This is a genomic window from Chthonomonas calidirosea T49, from assembly GCF_000427095.1.
Classification (GTDB): Bacteria; Armatimonadota; Chthonomonadetes; order Chthonomonadales; family Chthonomonadaceae; genus Chthonomonas; species Chthonomonas calidirosea.
The window spans coordinates 2096043-2116682 of record NC_021487.1; the positions used below are offsets into that span (position 1 = coordinate 2096043).

The window sequence follows — 20640 nt, forward strand, 5'->3', positions numbered from 1 at the left end:
TCTATCAAAAAACCTGCTGGTTAGTTCTGGGGGGCAACGAACTTAAGATACCGTTCGACACGCTGGTTATATTATATCACAATTCCCAAACACGGCAGGTTATTTGGCAACAAAGCCTAAATGCCAACTAGCCTACCGGCCGTAAAGAGCGTTTTGTCCACCACGCGGTAACAGGAGCTTGCTGCTCTTTTTTGTACGCAAGAGATTGAAGAAGGGGAAATAGCAGCCGTCGTCTTATGCAGTCAAGAAGCGACCATTGGGCGTATCCTGATACTATCGGGAGGCAAAGATAGAAGATTCTTCTTAAGAGCTCCGGAATCGCTAGATGCCCTGCCGCCCAACCTCGCCGTCATTGGCCCTCTAGCGAAACATAGAGCGCCCCGCTGTCATTAAGGTATTAACGAAAACCGGCACGATACCTAGCAGTAGCGTAAAGACGGCAGAGATGCAGATCGAGGCGGTTGCCCAAGTCGGCAATGGCTCGGAAGAGGCTGGGGCTGCTTCGAGCGGCTCTTGAAAGCAAGCGGCCCAGATAACCCGTAGATAGTAGTAGGCTGCGATGAGACTGGCCAAGGCAAGCGCGATGGCTAAGCCTGGCAACCCCGCCTGCAGCGTCGCCACAAAGAGGAGCCACTTGCCCACAAACCCCATGGTTGGCGGTATGCCGCCTAACGATAGCATGAAAATGGCCAGCAGGTAGGCCGCAATGGGCTCACGCTGCACAATGCCCCGCAGATCAGTAAGGGTTTGGCAGTCGTGCCCGCGTCGAGAGAGATAGACCAACACCCCGAAAGCGCCCATCGTCATGAGGGTATAGGCCAGAAGATAAAACAGCGCTGCGCTGAAGGCAGCACCTTGCGCCGAGGTAGAGGTAATGGCCGCTAAGGCGGTGGTCAAGTAGCCCGCATGGGCGATGGAGGAGTAGGCCAACATTCGCTTAACGTTCTCTTGCGTGATGGCCAACAGATTCCCCACAAACATACTCAGCACCGCGATGATCTCCACAGCTCCAATCCAAAAGGCATGGGCGGGCGCCATAACCCATAGAAAACGGAGCAGGGCTGCAAAGGCCGCGACCTTCGCCGTGCAGGCCATGTAGGCCGAAGCCGACGTGGGAGCACCCTCGTAAACATCGGGGGTCCACATATGAAAGGGCACAAGGGCTGCTTTAAAGCCCAAACCAATAAGCACTAACGCCATGCCGGCCATCAACAGGAAGGTCGGTTCACCGTGCTGTAGTCGAAAGGCTATCTCAGAAAGCGATGTAGTGCCACCCATACCTGCCGCTTGTGCCGAGCCGCCATAGATAAGCGCCGTTCCATAGAGGAAAAAGCCTGCCGCAAAGGCGCCGAGCAGGAAATATTTCAAGGCGGCCTCCTCACTGCGCGCACTTGTTCGCAGGAAACCGGCCATCACATAGAGCGCCAACGATAGGGTCTCTAAGGCCACAAACAGCACGATGAGATCGTTGGCCATCGCCATCAGCATTCCCCCTACCGTCGAGAAGAGGATGAGAGCATAGTACTCTCCCAAGTTCAGCTTGTGCTCTTCCAGATAGTTCATGGCTAGCAGGACGGCCAAAGCGGCCGACGTTAGCAGCACAAGGCTCACCGATAGGGAAAAATGATCGATCACCAAAGCTCCGTTGAAGGCGTAGATGTTTCTCGCATAGGCATTGATCTGGGCGACGGCATAACAGGCAGCAAGGCCAATGCCGATAAGGCTGAGGCTACTGCTAAGCCAACGCGAGGGAGCGCGTCGGTCTTGCCACCACCAAGACATGCAAGGCTCGGCAATCATCACAAGAATGCCGGTTATTCCTACAATGAGAACGGGCAGAAGGGCGTGTAGGCTTTGCGAATTCGTCATCACTTCGCGTTACCTCCTGAAGGCACAGCCGGTGTCGTCGCGCGAGGCGTTTTGGGCGGCGATACCATGGGTCTAGAGAAACGAGAGTTGCTGAACGGCAACCCCTGAGGCACCGATCGGCGCTGCGGATTAGGCGACAAACCCGCAGGAATGCGCCCACCAGGTGGCATCATGGAGGAGGGAGGATGCACCCCAGGTGGAAAGTGAGTAGGGATCCCTGTGGGCGCCAGACGGATCGTTCCATGCTCCCGATGAGCTTGGTAGGTCTCCTCAATCCACTGTTGGTTCAGCAACGTGGCGACGGGCAAGTCATCACGAACAGCCTCGGAGGAAGCCGGAATCGTCTGCTCCACGGGTAAGCTCATAGGGCGAACCCAATAGTGCGTCCCAATTCCCAACCAGAAGATAAGCGCGGCCAGAGGCACGAGCACCGGCCATTCGTAACGCCCCAAATCGGGCAGCTTCCGATAGGTTTCTGGCAGCGGGCCGAGCATCAGCCGTTGATACCACCATAAGATGTAGACCGCTGAAAAGATCATACCGGTGCCCGCCACAGCGGTAGGCCAAAAATTTCCTACTGTGGCCGTCTGCGAGGATATCCAACTGCCGAGGAGAACAGGAAATTCGCCCACAAACCCGCTGAAGAAGGGCACTGCCATGCTGGAGAAAGTACCAATGAGCAGCAGGGTCGCTAAGGTGGGCATCACTTTACGTAAACCACCCAAATCGCGGAAAAGGCGGGTGCCGCATCGCTCCTCTAACATGCCTAAACCTAAAAAGAGGAGGGGCGTGGTCAGTCCATGGCTTAGATTGGCCAACAGAGCGCCCATCAGCCCAATGCGCGTTAGGCTGAAGATGCCCACCACCACAAACCCCATGTGAGAGACGCTAGAGTAGGCCACCAGACGCTTGGCATCGTTCTGAATACTTGCCACAATAGCGCCATAGACGATGCCGATGATTCCAAGCACAATGAAGAAGGGGGCAAGTTGGTTTATCTGTGCAGAGAAGATAAGAAGGCAGATACGCACAAAGCCGTAGACACCCGTCTTCAATAGCACGAGCGCCACACTCCCAACCGCCGGCGCCTCCACGTACGCATCGGGCAGCCAGGTATGGAATGGAAACAGAGGGGTCTTTATGGCAAAAGCTAACGCGAAGGCGCCAAAAAGCAGCATAAGCAGATGCGGACTTAGCCTATGTAGGGCGGCGAAGGCTGCTGAATTCGGATTGGAGAGCGCCAGAATATCGAACGTACCGGTGTAGTGATAGATGGCTGCAATGGCCACCAGCATCAGCACGCTGCCCAAAAACGTGTAAAGGAAGAACTTAATCGCCGCCTTGCCGCGTTCTGGCCCGCCGTACTGCCCCACAATGAGGTAGGTGGGAATGAGGGTGGCCTCGTAGAAAAGATAGAACAGCACCAGATCTAACGCGCTGTAGGCGCCAATAAGCCCACCCTCCAGCAGAAGCAGCAGGGCTACCATCTCACGCGCCCCCCGCTTGGCCTGTGAGGCGTAAACCGCGCTTACCAGGATCACCAAGTTGGTCAGTAGAATCAGCAAAATGCTAATGCCGTCTACGCCCAGGTGGTACTCTACCCAGTGCCCCCCGCCTAAAGGAATCCAGTTCAGACGCTCTCTAAACTGCATTACCGGCCCAAGCCCTCGTACCGGAAGGGCAAGAGGGTTGGGATGGTAGGCCCCAAAGAGGACGATGGCCAACAAAAGGTTGATAGTTGTAAACAGAAGGGCGGAGTTCACTAGCAGATCGCGTGCAAAGTCGAAACCGCCCGGCCCCAGCTGCCCCTCTTTTTGCTCGGTGCCAGGACGGGGCAAGAGCATGATGATGATGCTCTCAAGAACCGGCAGAAAAATAAGCGCGCTCAGTAGACCCGAAATCGGTTGCATCTCAGTACCTCATCAATCCGGCAAGTAGTCCTATCACCAAGATAACGCCTCCGAGAAACATGATCAGCGCATAGTTGCGCACATAACCGGTTTGTAGACGCCTCCCCGTGCGCCCCACCCAAGCGACAAGGGCTCCGATGCCATCCACGATGCCATCAATGATCTCCTCATCCAAACTCTTCCACAGGAAGCGGGCCACTTGTGCGCCGCCTCGTACGAAAAGCCATTCGTACACCGCATCGAACTCCCAGCGTGCGTCCAGGAAACGATAGAGCAGATTGCTGCGTTTTGCCTCCTCTGGTAACAACTCTCCGGTTTGCAGGTGTTGCCGATAGAGGTAGGCGGCTATCGAAAGCCCAACGATAGCCACAATGGCCGAGACGATGTAGCCCACGGTTGTGGAGAAGAGGGGCTGACCCTCCTGAAGGCCTCCCAAGCTTAGAGGGGCGACCGAGGGGGCAAGAAAACGTTCGAAAACGCCGGTCGGCCCCAAAACCAGTCCGCCGATGGCCGAAAGCACGGCGAGAATGTAGAGTGGGATCATCATCGAAGGAGGAACCGAATGGAGATGTCCGTGTCCCTCGCCTTCGTGTTTTTCTTCCGGGTAGTTGGTGGGGTGTTTGTCGGGCAGTTGCCCATCTACAAAACGCGGCTCGGTATAGAATGTTTTCCACATGAGCCGATTCATGTAGTAGGCGGTCATTAGAGCCGTAAAGAGCCCTATGGCGTAAAGAGCAGCGCCGTCGCCAGAGAAAGCGCGAGCGGCCGCATCCAAAATGGGGTCTTTGCTGAAGAAGCCGGAGAAGGGAGGCACGCCGGCGATGGCATAGGTGGCCACCAGCATAACCCCCCAAACGGCCGGCAGATACTTGCGGAGCCCACCCATACGGCGCATATCCTGCTCGCCGAGCATGGCATGAATAACGGCACCGGCACCCAAAAAGAGCAGCGCCTTAAAAAAGGCATGGGTTAGCACATGGAACATGCCTGCGCTAAAAGCGCCCACACCACAGGCCAGTACCATGTAGCCGAGCTGGGAAACGGTGGAGTAGGCCAGCACGCGCTTGATATCGGTTTGTACAAGGGCAATAGTGGCCCCTATAAAGGCTGTGAGCACCCCCACCCACGCCACAACGTGAAGCGCCAAAGGTGACTGAACATACAGCCAAGAGCAGCGAACTAACAGCACCACCCCCGCCGTCACCATAGTGGCCGCGTGAATGAGTGCCGAAATAGGCGTGGGGCCGGCCATGGCATCGGGCAACCATACAAACAGCGGTATCTGAGCCGATTTTCCAACCACCCCCACAAACAGCAGTAGGCAGATGAGCGTGAGCATGGCTTGGGGAACGGGATGCCCCAATGCATCTACCGCCCCACCTACATGGGCAGCCATCTGCATAACCCCACCCCCTGCGGGGTTAAAGAACGAGATGGTGCCGAACACCGACCAGGTTGCAAGAACCCCCAAAGTGAAGCCGAGATCGCCTACTCGGTTCACGATAAACGCCTTGTTTCCCGCTCGCGCATTATCTGAATTCACGTACCAAAACCCGATCAGCAGATACGAACAGAGGCCAACCCCCTCCCACCCAACATACATCAGCAGAAAGTTATTGGCCATAACCAACAGAAGCATCATGAAGATAAAAAGGTTAAAATGGGTAAAGAACCTCGGCTGATCGCGATCTTCAGCCATATAGCCCGTGGCGTAGACGTGAATAAGTCCTCCAACCCCTGTGATGATAAGCGCCATGAGCACGGAGAGCGGATCCACCACCAACGTGAAATCGGCTTTGAAGCCGGCAATGGATAGCCACGGATGCTGTAAGGAAGTGCCGGGGACAAGGGGCGCAAAAAGGCGATGATCGGGGGCGCTTGCTAGGGCGCCGAGAAGCCCCAAAGCGAGCACAAAAGCAAGCAGTACCACACCAGGCGCCACATAGGCCACCATCTTTTTCTGTAGCTGCCGATCTTTGAACAGCAGGCCGGAAGCCGCATTGAAGCCAAACCCGATTAAAGGAAGCAGAACCACCCAAGTTGCCAAAGATGCGCTCATCATGACATGCCCATCCTTACTGTTTCAGGAGATTTACTTCGTCTATGTTGATGGTCTCACGCAGACGGAAAATGGCCACGATAATGCCAAGCCCCACAGAGACCTCGGCGGCGGCAACGGCCAACGAAAAGATGGCGTACATCTGCCCGTTGATCTGGCCAAAGTGGCGACCCAGGGCAACAAATGCGATATTTGCTGCATTGAGCATAAGCTCCACGCACATAAAGATTTGGATGGGATTACGACGGACGAGCACACCCGCCGTCCCAATAATGAACAAGAGTGCCGAAAGCACTAAATAGTAAGAAGTTGGTACCATTGCAATCTCCTCAAAACTTTCTCTATGGGCTACACCTTGCGCTTCGCCATGACGATGGCGCCCATCATGGCCGCCAGCAGCAACACCGAAGTTAACTCGAAAGGAAACAGCCATGGCTCAGAGGGCGCATAGAGGTGGCGTCCAACGCTCTCTACGGTGCCCAAATCGTGGGCGATTAGGGGCGTTGTGGTAGATCGCGGCAGATTGAAGAACACGCCGGCCTGTAACAACACCCCCATCAGCACCACACAGAGCACAAGGGCCACCAAAGGTTGCACAGAGCGCTTCTCTTGCAGCGCCTGTGGTGCTCCTAGGTTTAAAAGCATGATGACAAATAGGAACAACACCATGATGGCGCCGGCATACACGATGATCTGCACAAAAGCGAGATACTGCGCCGAAAGCGTGATGTAGTAGACGGCCACACACAAAAAGGTAACCACCAGCGCTAGCGCGCTACGAACGGGGTTCGGTGTGGCGATCATGTAGAGGGAGGCGCCTACAGCGATGACGGCCAAAATGAAGAAGACCACGAGCGCAGGTGTCATGCCTATTTTCCTCCTCCTTGTCGTGCAGAGATGGGCATAAATTGAATGGAGTGTCGAGGGGTTGGCGGTGTTGGCACGATAGAGGGCGTTGGGGCTGGCAGAGCGGTTCCGGTTTTCGGTGTACGGAGGAGGCTATAACCGCCGAGCAGGAAGAGCCAAATAAGTCCTATAGGTAACATGCGCTTCCAACCGAGTTGCATAAGGGCGTCGTAGCGCAGCCGGGGCAAGGAGGCCCGTAACCACACATAAAGGTAGATGCCCATCATGATCTTGATGCCGAACCACACAAAGCCGGGGATGAGGGTGAAGGGCACGCAGTTGAATGGGGGAAGCCAGCCCCCCCAGAAGATGGTGGCGTTAAGCCCGCTGATAAGCAACATGTTGATGTACTCCGCAGCGAAGAAGGTGGCGAACTTCATGGCGGAGTATTCGGTGTGATAACCGGCTACAAGCTCCGATTCGGCTTCGGGAAGGTCGAAGGGAGGGCGATTGGTCTCTGCCACCATAGCGATCGTGTAGATAACCACGGGCACGACAAGCGACTGCAGCCAGAACCAGGAAAAGAGGCTGCCCTTAAAGAGGGCCGGCAGATGCCACCCAAAAGGTAGCTGGTTTTGTGCCTCCACGATCTGCCCCAAATTTAGTGAACCGGCCAATAGCACCACACATAGCAGAGCCACGCCCATCGCCAACTCATAGCTGATCACCTGAGCCGAGGCTCGTAGCCCTCCTAGCAAGGAGTACTTGTTGTTGGAGGACCAACCGGCCAACACCAACCCATAGACACTCAGAGAGGACATGGCGAGAGCATACAGCAGCGCCACGTTGATGTTGCCCGCGGTTATAGGGACAAGAAAAACCCGTCCAGCTGCATCGCGGAAGGCTATGGAACCCCAAGGCAACACGGCGCCAGCAGAGATCGCAATGGTCATACTGAGAAAGGGCGCCAAAAAGTAGAGAAATCGGTCTACGTCTCGTGGGCGGATATCCTCTTTAAAGAAGAGCTTTATTACGTCGGCGGCAGGCTGCATGAGGCCGCGCGGACCAACACGGTTTGGCCCGATACGGTCTTGCATAAGCGCCACCACCACACGCTCAATCCAGATGAGGAAGGGCAACATGCCGAGAGCAAAGGCAAGAATGCCTACTAGCCCCAGATAAGGCACGAGACTCGGTAAATGGATGCCGTGCCAATACTCAGGGAAGATAAATAGGTTGTACCACTTTTGTAGAAGACCGGCTTGTGTCGTCATTGTCAACTTCCTAAGCAGCGCACGCACCCTCCTGCACATGGAGCGATACGGCGCCTACCTTGAACGAAAAATCGCTTTGGTGTTACTTCATCGCTTTCAGCTCGCGTGATAATCCACCGGAATAGGTGCGGGAGCGGTTCTTTGCCCAGCCGGATACTCCCACCGTCGGCCACCCTCCCCTAACGTCTGCGGGTTTATATCGCAATAGAGCGGAACCTCTGCCGCGATGGCGCGAAGAATGTCTCTTGCGGAGACGTAGGGCATTGGATGGCCGAGGATATCGGCCGTTTCGGCGAAGATAAGCCAATCAGGCTTGATGGTCGGCGCCAGCTCGAAGGCGCGATGAATTCGCTGCACGCGGCGTTCGCAGCTAGTGAATGTGCCGTCTTTTTCGGCGAAACTGGCGGCAGGTAAGACCAGATGCGCCTGCAGAGCCGTCTGCGTGAGCGTTAATTCGTTCACTACCACGAAGGGGCAGTTAGCGAGCGCTTTTTGCACCAGGTCGGCATCGTGATATTTGGCCATGAGATCGGCCCCAACGATCCAGAGCATATGCAGCTGCCCCCTCGCCGCCGCTTCCAGCATCTGGTGCGTGTTGAGGCCAGGGTTTTCCAGCGGCCGATAGCCAGGGCCTACGTCCGGCAATACACCCATATCCATGGCACCCTGCGCATTGCATTCGAGAACGGGCACGTTGAGGTTAGTTACTGGGTTGTCCGTGACAAGCAGAAGGTTGCCAAGAGCGGCCACAACATCTGCGTAGAAGGGGTGCTCCATCACCGTACGCCCAGCAATGATGGCCATTGGTTTGCCGATTAGCAGATGAGCGGCCTTGCGAATCGCCTCTTCTGAGACCCCGGTCTCTTTGGCTGTCCGCTCGGGTGTCCAACGCGCCACACTCTTTTGAAGGGCGACAAAGGGCTTCTCCTCATGTACCGGCAGTAGGTTTTCTTCAAACAGCACGTGCAGCAGGCCATTCAGCAGGGCGATCTCGGTTCCCGGTTTGTAGAGGAGGTCTACTTTGGCGAAGTCACGTACGTGAGGCGGATCGCCTGTAGGCGGTGCGGAGTTGGCGTTTAACACGGTAGCCCCCTTATAGCGCCAGGCCTTACGTACGCGCAGGTAGATGATGGGCTGCTCGTCCACCAGTTCCGAGCCGAACACGAAGATCGTTTTCATCTGTTCAAGCTCGGCGATGGCGTTGCCCATGCTGTGAAAGCCGTAACGATCGTAGAGGGGAGCGTTGGTAGGTCCTTGCCAGCGCCCCGTGCGAGAGTCGAGATTGTTAACGCCTAGTACCTCACGGAAAAGCTTTTGGAATAAAAAGTTATCTTCGTTTGTGCAGCGTGCCCCCCCAATGCCGCCGATACTTTTGCCGGCCATCTTCATATGCATGGTCAGTAGCTGATAGGCATCGGCCCAAGAGATGGGGCGCCACTCGGTTCCATGACGCACCAAAGGGGTTTTAAGGCGCGATTCGGACGACACATAGTCGTGCCCGAACTTGCCTTTATCACATGTCCACTCCTCGTTCACCTCCTCATTGAGGCGGGCATTCACCCTAACCAACGTGCTCATGCGGTAGTCGAGCTTAACGTTGCAGCCGTTGGCGCATTTTGTGCAGATAGAGGGGGTGGTGAAGAGATCCCATGGGCGCGCCTTGAAACGATAGGTGCGTGATAGGAGAGCGCCTACAGGGCACAGCTCAATCACGTTTCCGCTGAAGCGACTATGGAATTTGGTTTGAGCGAAGGTCGCCACCTCCATGTCGGCACCGCGCTTCAAGAAGTTGAGCTGTGCATCGCCGCTGATATCTTCGGTGAAGCGGGTGCAACGCGCGCAGTGAATGCAGCGCTCTCGGTCGAACACAACATAGTCGGAGAGAGGATAGGCCTTGGGATAGTGACGCTTCTCCTCAATATAGCGTGTGGTGGCCGGCCCGTAGAAGAGCGTGTTGTTCTGGAGCGGGCATTCGCCTCCTCGATCGCAGATCGGACAGTCCAGCGGATGGTTGATCAGCAAAAATTCGAGAATACCGCGTCGGTCTTTGGCCACCTGCTCGGTTTCGGTCTCAACGATCAGGCCTTCCGAGGCGGGTAGGGTACAGCTGGTCTGCGGCTTAGGCATTTTACGCACGGAGCCGTCCGGCGCCTTCGTGGCGACCTCCACGAGGCACATACGGCAGTTCGCCGCCTGCCCTTTGGAGAGGCGTGGGTGGTAGCAAAAGTAGGGGATATCTATGCCGGCTCTCCGTGCCGATTCGATGATGTTTTCACCTTTTGGCACCTTCAACTCGATACCATTAATGGTGATATTTACCAACTCCTGCGAAGGAGGGTTTAACGAGGGTTCTGTTTGTGTTAGTCTATACTCAGCCATAGCGTCCTCTGGCCTTGGGCGGCAGTTCACACGCCGCCGTAAAGTTTACCGCAAGGTTTCGATAAGTCGCATCGTTTCGTGTGCCATATCGGCCAATTTCACCGTATGATAGCCTGCCACACCGGTATGGAGGGTATCGTTTATTCCCTCCGTCCAGTGGGTGGGTAGGTTCTTTCTGCCGTACAGGATGCCCAAAATGGAGCCGGTGGTGGCGCCGTTGCAGTCTGTATCGAAGCAGGGTTGCACCGCACGGCAGATGGTTTTTGCGAAGTCGCCCTCACCCCACAGCAGGGCGACGGCCACGATCAGGGCGTTGGAGATGGTATGGCACCAATCATGTGCACGTGTCTCATCCCACAGCTCATGAACTCGATAGACCGCCGTATCGTAGTCCACGCCCACCTCCTGCCACTCGAAAAGGCTTTCGATGGCGTCGGCCAGGCGGCAGTTTGCCGGGATCTGAGCCAGCCCTGCGCGAATGATCGTGGGGATATCCTCCGTAACGAAGGCTGCAGCCGTCATAGCGGCAACCCACATAGCCCCGTAGATGCCGTTTTTCACATGGGAGATGCAGGCGTCGCGCCAAGCCCATTCTGCCGCGCGCTCCGGGTTGCCTGGAGCAGCATACCCCCAAAAATCGGCCCGAATCTGAGCACCTATCCACTCTCTATAGGGATTTCGGAAGGAGGCGGAGGCCGGTGGAGAAACAAGGTTGCAAAAGTTGCGATAGGCCACCCGTTCAGCCGTGCAGGTGTGCAGAATAGGGATATCGCTCATCCAAAACTGGGCCACCTGCTCAGAGGTAAAATCCGGCCCAAAGCGCTTCATAATGGCCAGTGCCGTGGTGGTGTAGTTCAGATCGTCATCTTCCGGCATGGCGCTTACAAGGTCGGCAAACGGAGCCCTTTCCGAAAGCTGATACTTCTCCTGTACCTCCTGCGGCACATGGTAACGGAAGAAATCGGAAAGCGGCCAGCGCCCAAGGTCTTTTAAATAGCCCCACATACGTGGTCGGCGCCAACCCTCTACGGGCTTGCCGAGTAAACAGCCCACAGCGCGCCCTGTCCAGGCACCATAAACCTTGTCCTCTAAAGCCGCATCGCTAAGCTGTAGCTTGGGCAGAGAGGGAGCTGTTTTAGGCCGTGCCGCACGAATAGCTTGTAGGTCAGACGGCTCCTCAAACGGAAAATCGGGGCGGATGGGGGCCTGAAGGGTTTTATCGAGCAAGGCCTGCGCTGCCGGCTGGTTGGCAAGGTTTTCGAGGTCAAGAGATTGAACGTAGGCGAACTCTTCTTCAAGCGTACTAAGATCTCTTCCCTCTTGCTCGCACTGCAGGCGCTCCGTTGCGATATCTTCTTGTGTAAGATAGAGCCAGATAGGTTTCAACCTCGAATCTCTCTCCTTTTTATAGAGCCGCTTTCGGCAAACTTAGGTTGTCGAGATCAGTTTATCTTGCCGGCAGCAGAGATAGAAGTTGCTGAGAGAACTCCGGCAGTTTCGGCACACAGTGGGCCCCAACGGGCGAACGCTTGTGCTCGATCCAGTAGTCGAACTCCTCACGAAAGGCTTTGATGGCCCCAACAATGGGCCAAGCGGCCGCATCTCCTAAGCCACAGTAGGAGCGACCATCTATTTGCTTACAGATATCGAGCAGCAGCTCCACGTCACCAGGGCGTCCTCCCCCAGAGACGATGCGGTCGAGCGTTTTGAATATCCAGCGGGTTCCCTCACGACAGGGGGTGCATTTGCCACACGACTCGTGCATATAGAACTCGGCGGTGCGTCGCATGAGCAACACGATATCGGTGGTGTCGTTAAATACCATACAGCCTCCAGAGCCAAGCAGCGTGCCTGCGGCCATGCAGCCCTCATAGTCCAATGTGACTTTCTCGCACTGGGCGGCTGTCATGATCTGCACAGAGGAACCGCCGGGGATAACCGCTTTAAGACGTCCGTTGACCACCCCTCCTGCAGCTTCTATTAACTCCATCAGCGGTGTGCCCATCTCCACCTCATAGTTAGCGGGTCGAGCGATATGGCCACTGACCGACATGATCTTGGTGCCCTTGCTCTTCTCGGTGCCATAAGAGGCGTACTCTGCACCGCTGTGCTGCAATATCCACGAGGCTGCACAGTAACTTTCCACGTTGTTGATAAGAGTGGGCGCCTGCCATACACCCTCCACGGTTGGAAGCGGAGCATGGGGGAACTTGAGACGTGGCTGTCCCCGCTCGCCCATGAGGCTCGACATAAGGGCCGATTCCTCACCGCACTCATAGCTTCCCGCACCCATGTGAATATAGAGGTCGAAATCGTGCCCGCTGCCGAGGATGTTCTTGCCAAGATAGCCTTTCGCGTAGGCCTGGTCTATCGCCTTACGTATCTGCCAAGCCGGTTCCACATACTCCCCACGAATGTAGATATAGCCCTTCTGGCTCTTTGTGGCGAAACCGGCAATGGCGATGCCCTCCACCACGAGGTGGGGCAGCTTAAGCATTAGTTCACGGTCTTTGAAGGTACCTGGCTCCCCTTCATCTGCGTTGCAGAGCACATAGTGCGGCTTCCCCGATTTGTCCGAAAGCACGCCACTCCATTTGATCCAGGTAGGAAACCCGGCGCCTCCACGCCCTCGAAGGCCAGAAACTTTTATCTCGTTCACGGTGGCTTCCGGCCCGATCTCAATAGCTCGTTTCAGGCCGGTGTAACCGCCGTGCGCCTCGTAGACCTCGATATGGTCAATGCCCTCCACATCGCGATGGGCAAACAACAGATTGCGTATTCCCATGGCTCACTCCACCTCCGAAGTCTGGGATGGCGGCACCTCTTCTACGCGCCAACTGCCACCGCGCTTTTGGCTACTGCCAGGGATGTGAAGCTTGACGATGGAGTCGGCCAGTTTTTCAGGCGTGTAGTTCGATGTGTCGCGCAACATGGCGAGGAGATCGGGCACCTGTTTGGGGGTAAGATGGGTAAAGTAGCGATCGCCGATTTGAGCCACCACAGCGCCCGCACAGTAGTTCAAGCACTCTACCTCTGACAGCGTAAACTCCCCATCCTCCGTTGTTTCGCCCACACGTATGCCCAACTCGTGTTCCAGAGCATGCACGACATCATAGGCACCGCACACAGCACAGGTAAGACAGGTGCAGACCTCGATATGGTGTCTGCCGCGCGGGCGCAAGTTGTACATGGTGTAAAAGCTGGCAACTCCCTCCACTTCCACACAGGGCATGTCAAGCAGCTCGGCCACCTCTTTAATCGCTGATGGGGTAAGATGGCCCCCATATTCCCTCTGTGCTATCCAGAGGGCGGGCAGGCAAGCCGCCTTGCGCTCCGGATAGTGACTGGCGATCTCCTCTAGTTCGGCCAGCGCCTCAGGCGAGAAACGCTTTTCAAAGACGGGTTCTTCCTCTCTTGGGGCGTACCCTCCGCCACCTAGTCGGTTGTTATTTGCAGACATAGGCCCTTTACCTATCTATCTCTCCGAGAATGATGTCAATGCTGCCGATGATGGCGACCACATCGGCGATGAGGCGTCCCTCGCACATCTTGGAAAGCGCCTGCAGATTCATAAAGCAGGGGGGACGAAGATGGGCACGATAGGGACAGTTGGAGCCATCGCTTACAATGTAGAACCCTATCTCGCCCTTTGGCGATTCGAGAGGGACATAGGCCTCTCCCACCGGCGGATGGAACCCCTCTGTCCACAGCTTGAAGTGATGGATTACGCCCTCCATGCTGTTATCCAACTCCTGCCGTGGCGGTGGCACCACCTTGCGGTCGTCGCTATTAATGGGGCCAGGCGGCATGTTTTCGATGCACTGTTTCACGATCTCGCGACTCTGATACATCTCGGCAATGCGCACCCGATAGCGGTCGTACACATCGCCGAACTCCGCTGTAGGCACGTAGAAGGTGTAGTGCTCGTAGCCGCAGTAAGGCTCGGCTTTGCGCACATCGTGGGCGATGCCGCAGGCGCGCAATGTGGGGCCGCTTACACCCAATGCAAGGCACTCTTCGGCGCTGATCACGCCGATGCCCTGCGTGCGTTCGCGATAGATTGGGTTGGCGCTAAGGAGGTCTTCCATCTCCTTTAACGCGCTTGGGAACTGGTTAATGAAATCAGCGGCACGCTCCAACCATCCATCGGGAGCATCGCCGCGCAGCCCACCGGGAACGATCCAAGAAGGCATCATGCGCACGCCGGAGATCATCTCTACGAGGTCAAGAATGTATTCGCGTTGCTGAAAGGCGTAGAAATAGACGGTCATCGCCCCGATGTCAAGAGCATGGGTGCCAAGCCACACGAGATGGCTGGCAAGGCGCTGCAGCTCCATCAGCATCACGCGTAGGGCCTGTCCGCGCGGCGGTATCTCAATGCCGAGGAGCTTCTCCACCGCGAGCGAATAGGCCGCATTGTTGATGAGGGCGGAGACGTAGTCTATGCGATCGGTAAGAGGAACCGCTTTGAGGTAGCTGTTGTACTCGATGGTTTTTTCAATGCCCGTATGCACATAGCCCACGTGGGGAGTTGCCCGCACGATGATCTCGCCGTCGAGCTCTAGCACAACCCGCAGCACGCCGTGGGTACTTGGGTGCTGCGGCCCCATGTTCATCACCATGGTCTGGTCGTCGAGCACATCCAGCTGTACCCCTTGAGCCGCGAGGGCTGCGCTGTGCTGAAACGTCCGCTGCATCTGTTCTATTTCGGTTCGCATGGTTCTTATCCCTTTGTGCTCACGTCACGCCCTTGTAGCGAGAGCGAAGCAGAGGCCTAGTTTGTGCAATTTATCACAATCTGGCGCACATAGAAGCCCTTTCCCACCTCTTTCGAACGCTAAGGTCTCTCAGGCGGTAGCTGCTGAATCTCTAACGGTGAACGCGCCTGAATCTGCTCGGATTCGGGGAGGGGGCGAGTTGGCGTCGTCTCCTCTCCGAGCACATCCCCGGTCTTTCCATGATACGACTCGCCGGGGTGTGCTACCAGAGGCTCGCCCACCGAGGGGCCGAATCGCCGCTCCGGAAACTGCACGCGCTCTCCGCCCAGCGGATAGTCTTTCCGCTGCGGATGCCCCACCCAGTCTTCCGGCATAAGAATGCGGCGTAGGTCAGGGTGTCCGCTAAAGCGGATGCCAAACATGTCAAAAATCTCTCGTTCTGGAAAGTTCGCCCCTGGGTAGACCTCGGTGACGCTCGGCACCACAGGGTCTTCTTCCGGCACCGGAACTTTAAGAAAGATTCGCCTACCGGTTCCTTTTTGCACCCCACCCTGTTCGTAGCGCACCGAGTAGAGGTTATAGACAACCTCAAAACGGTGATCGGGGTACTTGTCGAGATAGTCTACTCCTAGACATTCCGAGAAGAAGTTGTACTGTAGGTCGGGATCGTCACGCAGAAGGCGGCAAACCTCCACAATATACTCTCTGCGCAGAAGGATACGGGTATCTCCGCGAAAGGTCTGTACCTGAAGGATAGCGTCGGGGAAATGCTGGCGGATCTTCTGAACTTCCAGGAGCTCTTCTGTTGTTACCTCGGCCGCCTCTGTCATCGCTCCTCTCCCGTCGGTAGTAGTCGTACGGTCGTCTGTTCAAGGGGTTGGCAAAGCTCTTGTGCGCTCGCCCCATACACAGGTACCCGAGGCCCAACCGGTATTTTTTCAAGGTCTACAGGCCCGGAGTTCTCATTCCCAAACCGAATGGCAGGCCGTGGGGCAAGCACGATCGGATCGCGCTTTAAGGCCTCCGCCACAGCCTCCTCTTCACCCCAATCAAGGGCGCCCTTGCCGAGAATATAGAGATAACCTGCGAAAAGGATAGCAACAAAAATGACCATTTCGATGTAGTTAAAGGCTTTGAGCGCGTAGGGCAGATGACGGTAGTTCACCGCCCAAGGGTAGAGGAAGATGGTCTCCACATCAAAAACGATAAAGATCATGGCGACCAGATAAAACTTAATAGGGAAGCGCTCACGGGCGCTACCCACCGGCGTCATTCCGCACTCGTACGGAGAGGCCTTCACCGCGCCAGGCTTTTTAGGGCCGAGCAAGGCAGATCCAAAAACCATGACGAACGCGATCAGAGCGCCAATAACGATCATTACGAAAACAGGGATATAGCTATCCACCGTTTCCTAAGCCTCCTCCCTATCTGTTTACGCTGCGCTTCGACGAGAGATTGCCATTTTGCGAATTTGTGACGTTTATCACAATCTGCGACGCAAACAGCCATTCCCTTTCATGCTGCTTTCTTATCTTTTCTATTTTACCTTCTCTTTGCCCATTCTGCATGGTCTACCATCAAAAACCTCTTCCCATTGGCAATAGAGGCGCTTTGCGGCAGTCTATGCTACGGAGGGTGTTTGTTCGGAACAACCATCTCCCCAACAGCCCATTTTACTGAATGAGCCCTATAGGGTAGACTCTGAAGAACGACCTGTCCATAAGAACAGGTAGTGAAACGGGCTGTAACTCGGTAGGCTCTAAGCTTGGCATTCGCCAAATGCGAATACAAAATACAAAGAAAGGAGTGCGAACATGCAATACGTCAACCTCGGACGTACGGCTCTCAAGGTAAGTCGCCTCTGCCTCGGCACCATGAACTTCGGCCCTCTCACCAGCGAGCAGGATAGCTATGCTATTATGGATCGTGCGCTAGAGCTCGGTATCAACTTTTTCGATACGGCCAACGTGTACGGTTGGAAAAAGGGAGAGGGCGTTACCGAGCAGATCATCGGCCGTTGGTGGGCACAGGGTGGAGGACGCCGCGACAAAGTGGTCATCGCCACAAAGGTCTATGGAGACATGGGCGATTGGCCGAATACCAGCCGCCTCTCAAAGCTACATATGCGCAAAGCACTTGACGACAGCCTGCGCCGCCTTAAAACGGACTTCATTGACCTCTATCAGTTCCACCATGTCTGGCGCGAGGCCACCTGGGACGAAATTTGGGAGTTCTGCGAATGGGCTCACGCTGCGGGCAAGGTCCTCTACTTCGGCTCCTCCAACTTCGCAGGTTGGCACATTGTGCAGGCCAACGAGGCAGCCAAGCGTCGTAACTTTCTTGGGCTCGTATCGGAACAGTCCATCTATCATCTGCTTCGCCGACAGATCGAAATGGAGGTGATCCCTGCCTGCGTCGCCTATGGTGTGGGGATCATCCCCTGGAGCCCGCTGGGTGGGGGTTTGCTCGGCGGCGTGCTGCAGAAGTTAAGCGAAGGCCGTAGGGCCTCTGAGGGCATGCAACAGCAGGTGGAGGCACACCGTGAGAAGCTAGAGGCCTGGGAGAATCTCTGCCGAGAGCTTGGCGAGAAGCCGGCGAACGTGGCCATTGCCTGGATGCTGCAAAACCCCGCGATCACCGCGCCTATCATTGGGCCGCGCACCATCGAACAGCTCGATGACATCGTGCGCGCGCTTGAAATTAAACTGGACGAGGAGACCAACAAACGCATCGAGGCCATCTTCCCAGGCTATAAAACCGCTCCGGAAGAGTACGCCTGGTAAATTTCCTGCTTCGCTTAATAGCACCACCTTTGGAAGCTTCTTTCCAAAGGTGGTTTCCCTTTCTACCCTGAACGAGATGCCCCCTCTAGTCCGACTCCTTTCCTTGGGGGTAACAAAGGTTCTCTTCCCAGTGCAAATGCCCGCTGAATCAACCTACGTAACTCGGTGGCCTGCTGTCTGGCAGGCGGCACAGCACCTTCTGTCCCCGCATGTTCCCTTGGCCATCTGGGCTGGACTGACAGGTGAGATAGCGCTTAAAGCCGATGCCGATCTCCTCTTTGAAGACGTCACTTTAGGACTGCTTCCCGGCCTAGCCGGTTTGGGCATAGAGGGCCGCCTCACCGCCCTTACAACACCGTGCACTATGGCCAAACTGCGCCGGCATCTGGGTCAACACCCAAAAGTCCTCTTCGGGTTTGGCAGCGGCCCAGAGCCCGATCCACCGCTCTATCCGGAGGAGGCGCAAGAGTCGAGCGAGACCGCACAAAAGCTCTCTCCCCCTTTGCCACCCGTTGCCTCGCCACTTCTATACCAACACTGCCTCTCAAGGTTGGACGTGGTGCCTTTTCCCACTATAAAACTTGAAGCAGCGTTAAGGACGACCCCTTTTCTGCTTCTGCTCTCTTTGCGGAGGGCGGCACGCAAGGGCCGGCTCTCACGGCATCTACAGGAGGCGCTGCGCCGCTATGCCGCCTTTATCGTGGCCTTTCCCAGTCGCCTCCCGTACATTGCACCTCTCGATCTGCCCATACGGCATGTAGCAGCGGCGTTTCTGCAGGAGCTAGCAGGCCAAAAACGGCATCGTATGGCGAACCGTCTGCGTTGGGCTGCACAGCTCCTCTCAGAGGGGCGTACCGAAACGGAGATATCTACGGCCTACTCCTTCGTCGTCGAAGCCGCCTGTCTCTCCTTCCAGATATCGCACGAGGTCGAGCGAGCTTTGCTGCTTCCGGCCCAAAGGCCGCTGAGCCAGGTGCAGCGTCATGAGCTGATCTACCTATCGCGTGCCGGCGCACCCGAATTGCGCACGTTGGCGATTGCACGTCTTGTGAAGGAGGCCGAACAGCCCTCTGTGCAGGCTACGCTGCGGGCGCTGCAGTTCGACCCCGATCCGCGCGTGCGCAGTGTTGTAAAAAGAGCGATGCTGTCTGAAGAGACGGGCGCCTTGTCCTAGCAAATCATAAGATTTTCTCGGCCTTCTTGTACCGGCCTGGACGGACAGCCTCTAAAGGATTCGTTCGGCACCCTGTGCAGCGCGTGTAATAAGAATGGAAGCCTCTCTTCCCGTCGTCTCCTGGTAGCGCTCTGGCACCTCCTTACAGAACCGCTCCAAAGCCTCCTCTGCCACCAGGCTCACGGTACAGCCACCAAAGCCGGCGCCCGTCATTCGGGAACCGTAGACCCCTGGCAAAGCCCATGCCGCCTCCACAAGCGCATCTAACTCTGTGCAGCTGACCTCATAGTCATCTCGAAGGCTACGGTGCGAGGCGTTCATCAAACTGCCAAACAGAGCGATGTCTCCTCTTTTCAGCGCATCCACACTTTGCAGAACGCGCTCATTTTCAGTGATTACATGACGTGCTCGTTTGCGCGGCACCTCCGGCAACCTTGCTTCCCATCGAGTGAACTCCTCCAGGGTTACATCACGGAGAGCACGAATGGAGGGAAGGAAGCGTCTTAGACAGTCCAGAGCCTCTTCACACTCCGCACGCCTTTGATTGTAGGCCGAATCCACCAATCCGCGCGGTTTATTGGTATTAGCAATAACAAGAAAGACGCCGGATGTGGGCAGGGGCACCGCTTCGTAGTGCAGGGTACGGGTGTCAATAAAAAGGGCATGATCTTTTTGGCCGAGTGCGGAGATGAACTGGTCCATAATCCCCACATTTACCCCAACGAACTCTCGCTCGGCCTGCTGTGCCAAGAGAGCCAGCTCCACGAGGTCTAGCGTTTGGTGAGCGGCAGCCAGTAACAGCAGCCCGCAAGCCACGAGCAAAGCCGCCGATGAGGAGAGCCCGGCTCCTGGTGGGATATCACCTTGAAGTACAGCCTGCACACCACGCAGGGAAAAACCCTTGTTTTGCAGCGCCCACGCCATGGCACGCGGGTAGTTGCTCCAACGCTCCTCCTCAATGGAGGCCTTTTCGATAGCATCGAGGGTAAAGGTCGCGGAGAGGCCCATATCGAGCGAAAAGAGGCGCACCTGTTTATCGGGTCGCACGGAGGCCGCAATGAGAATATCTCGTTCAATGGCTGCAGGAAACACGTAGCCTTCGTTGTAGTCGGTATGTTCTCCGATAAGGTTTACCCTTCCCGGAGCACGCACCATCAGCTCCGGCGCCACACCGTACAGCTCTTTAAACTGTTGTACCAGTCGTTCCACTCGGTTAGCAGATGCCTGTTGCATAGCGTTCTGTATCGAGGTTCTCCTTTATAGTCTACTTTCACCTAACCTAAGCTGCGCTAAGGGATGCAAGCTAAAAAATCGGATTATTCTAGCTGTACAACGGTGTAACCGTCAATAGGAGCTGCCACTCCTCCACAAAATTGTCACTCCCATACCAAAACTGTGCTGTTACGGCTGGTACCGGGATACGTTGTATGCCCTCGGCAATACACATTTTCTGGTTCGTATGACGGCGAGGTAGGCTGTGGCAAGCCGTGTTGGACCAAGTGGAGGGCACCACGCAGCTACACGGTAGCAGAAAATGCAGAAGAGACATAGAAATCCTGTAGATTTTGGTATTATTTGTATAACCGAAACATCTGAAACCACGACGGCTTGATGGGGAGGGACTAAAG

15 protein-coding genes and 1 pseudogene are annotated in these 20640 nt (G+C 56.0%); 2 read left to right on the forward strand and 14 right to left on the reverse strand.

The annotated features are described in order from the left end of the window. Positions 1-360: 360 nt before the first annotated feature. The 13 genes and pseudogenes from CCALI_RS08690 to CCALI_RS15765 form a co-directional block, all read right to left on the reverse strand. On the reverse strand, positions 361-1869 hold the full coding sequence (locus CCALI_RS08690) for an NADH-quinone oxidoreductase subunit N (protein ID WP_016483106.1): 1509 nt from the start codon (positions 1867-1869) through the stop codon (positions 361-363). Next, positions 1869-3779, reverse strand: coding sequence for a complex I subunit 4 family protein (locus CCALI_RS08695; protein WP_016483107.1), 1911 nt, complete (start codon positions 3777-3779; stop codon positions 1869-1871). Before CCALI_RS08695 ends, CCALI_RS08690 begins: the two co-directional genes overlap by 1 nt. Position 3780: 1 nt before the next feature. Continuing rightward, positions 3781-5841 (reverse strand): NADH-quinone oxidoreductase subunit L, encoded by a 2061-nt coding sequence (nuoL, locus tag CCALI_RS08700; protein ID WP_016483108.1) that lies wholly within the window; start codon positions 5839-5841, stop codon positions 3781-3783. Between the two features lie 13 nt (positions 5842-5854). After that, positions 5855-6157 carry an NADH-quinone oxidoreductase subunit NuoK gene (gene nuoK, locus CCALI_RS08705; RefSeq protein WP_016483109.1) on the reverse strand — a complete coding sequence of 101 codons (303 nt, stop codon included), beginning with the start codon at positions 6155-6157 and terminating at the stop codon, positions 5855-5857. 29 nt (positions 6158-6186) lie between these two features. Continuing rightward, positions 6187-6705, reverse strand: a complete 519-nt coding sequence (locus CCALI_RS08710) for an NADH-quinone oxidoreductase subunit J (RefSeq protein ID WP_016483110.1) — start codon at positions 6703-6705, stop codon at positions 6187-6189. A gap of 2 nt (positions 6706-6707) precedes the next feature. Further along, positions 6708-7958, reverse strand: a complete 1251-nt coding sequence (gene nuoH / locus CCALI_RS08715; protein WP_016483111.1) for an NADH-quinone oxidoreductase subunit NuoH — start codon at positions 7956-7958, stop codon at positions 6708-6710. Between the two features lie 96 nt (positions 7959-8054). Continuing rightward, positions 8055-10337, reverse strand: a complete 2283-nt coding sequence (gene nuoG / locus CCALI_RS08720; RefSeq protein ID WP_016483112.1) for an NADH-quinone oxidoreductase subunit NuoG — start codon at positions 10335-10337, stop codon at positions 8055-8057. A 45-nt stretch (positions 10338-10382) separates the two neighbouring features. Then, the gene (locus CCALI_RS08725; protein WP_016483113.1) at positions 10383-11723 is read right to left on the reverse strand and encodes an ADP-ribosylglycohydrolase family protein; all 1341 of its coding nucleotides are present in this window, start codon (positions 11721-11723) and stop codon (positions 10383-10385) included. A gap of 61 nt (positions 11724-11784) precedes the next feature. Next, the gene (gene nuoF / locus CCALI_RS08730; RefSeq protein WP_016483114.1) at positions 11785-13122 is read right to left on the reverse strand and encodes an NADH-quinone oxidoreductase subunit NuoF; all 1338 of its coding nucleotides are present in this window, start codon (positions 13120-13122) and stop codon (positions 11785-11787) included. Positions 13123-13125: 3 nt separating this feature from the next. Beyond that, positions 13126-13797, reverse strand: coding sequence for an NADH-quinone oxidoreductase subunit NuoE family protein (locus tag CCALI_RS08735; protein WP_016483115.1), 672 nt, complete (start codon positions 13795-13797; stop codon positions 13126-13128). A gap of 7 nt (positions 13798-13804) precedes the next feature. Then, positions 13805-15055 (reverse strand): NADH dehydrogenase (quinone) subunit D, encoded by a 1251-nt coding sequence (gene nuoD / locus CCALI_RS08740; protein WP_016483116.1) that lies wholly within the window; start codon positions 15053-15055, stop codon positions 13805-13807. 305 nt (positions 15056-15360) lie between these two features. Then, positions 15361-15885, reverse strand: a pseudogene (locus CCALI_RS08745) (NADH-quinone oxidoreductase subunit C); the annotation flags it as partial. Continuing rightward, positions 15882-16460: an NADH-quinone oxidoreductase subunit A gene (locus CCALI_RS15765; protein WP_016483118.1), complete on the reverse strand. Its 579-nt coding sequence runs from the start codon at positions 16458-16460 to the stop codon at positions 15882-15884. The pseudogene CCALI_RS08745 and the gene CCALI_RS15765, both read right to left, overlap by 4 nt. Before the next feature lie 409 nt (positions 16461-16869). Here CCALI_RS15765 and CCALI_RS08755 point away from each other — a divergent pair, with 409 nt between their 5' ends. Both CCALI_RS08755 and CCALI_RS08760 read left to right on the forward strand, forming a co-directional pair. After that, on the forward strand, positions 16870-17838 hold the full coding sequence (locus CCALI_RS08755; protein WP_016483119.1) for an aldo/keto reductase: 969 nt from the start codon (positions 16870-16872) through the stop codon (positions 17836-17838). A 130-nt stretch (positions 17839-17968) separates the two neighbouring features. Continuing rightward, a complete protein-coding gene (locus tag CCALI_RS08760) occupies positions 17969-19012 on the forward strand; it encodes a hypothetical protein (protein ID WP_156415940.1) in 1044 nt (347 codons plus the stop codon). Positions 19013-19063: 51 nt separating this feature from the next. Here CCALI_RS08760 and CCALI_RS08765 read toward each other — a convergent pair whose 3' ends face one another. Next, a complete protein-coding gene (locus CCALI_RS08765; RefSeq protein ID WP_016483121.1) occupies positions 19064-20245 on the reverse strand; it encodes a galactokinase in 1182 nt (393 codons plus the stop codon). Positions 20246-20640 lie beyond the last annotated feature (395 nt).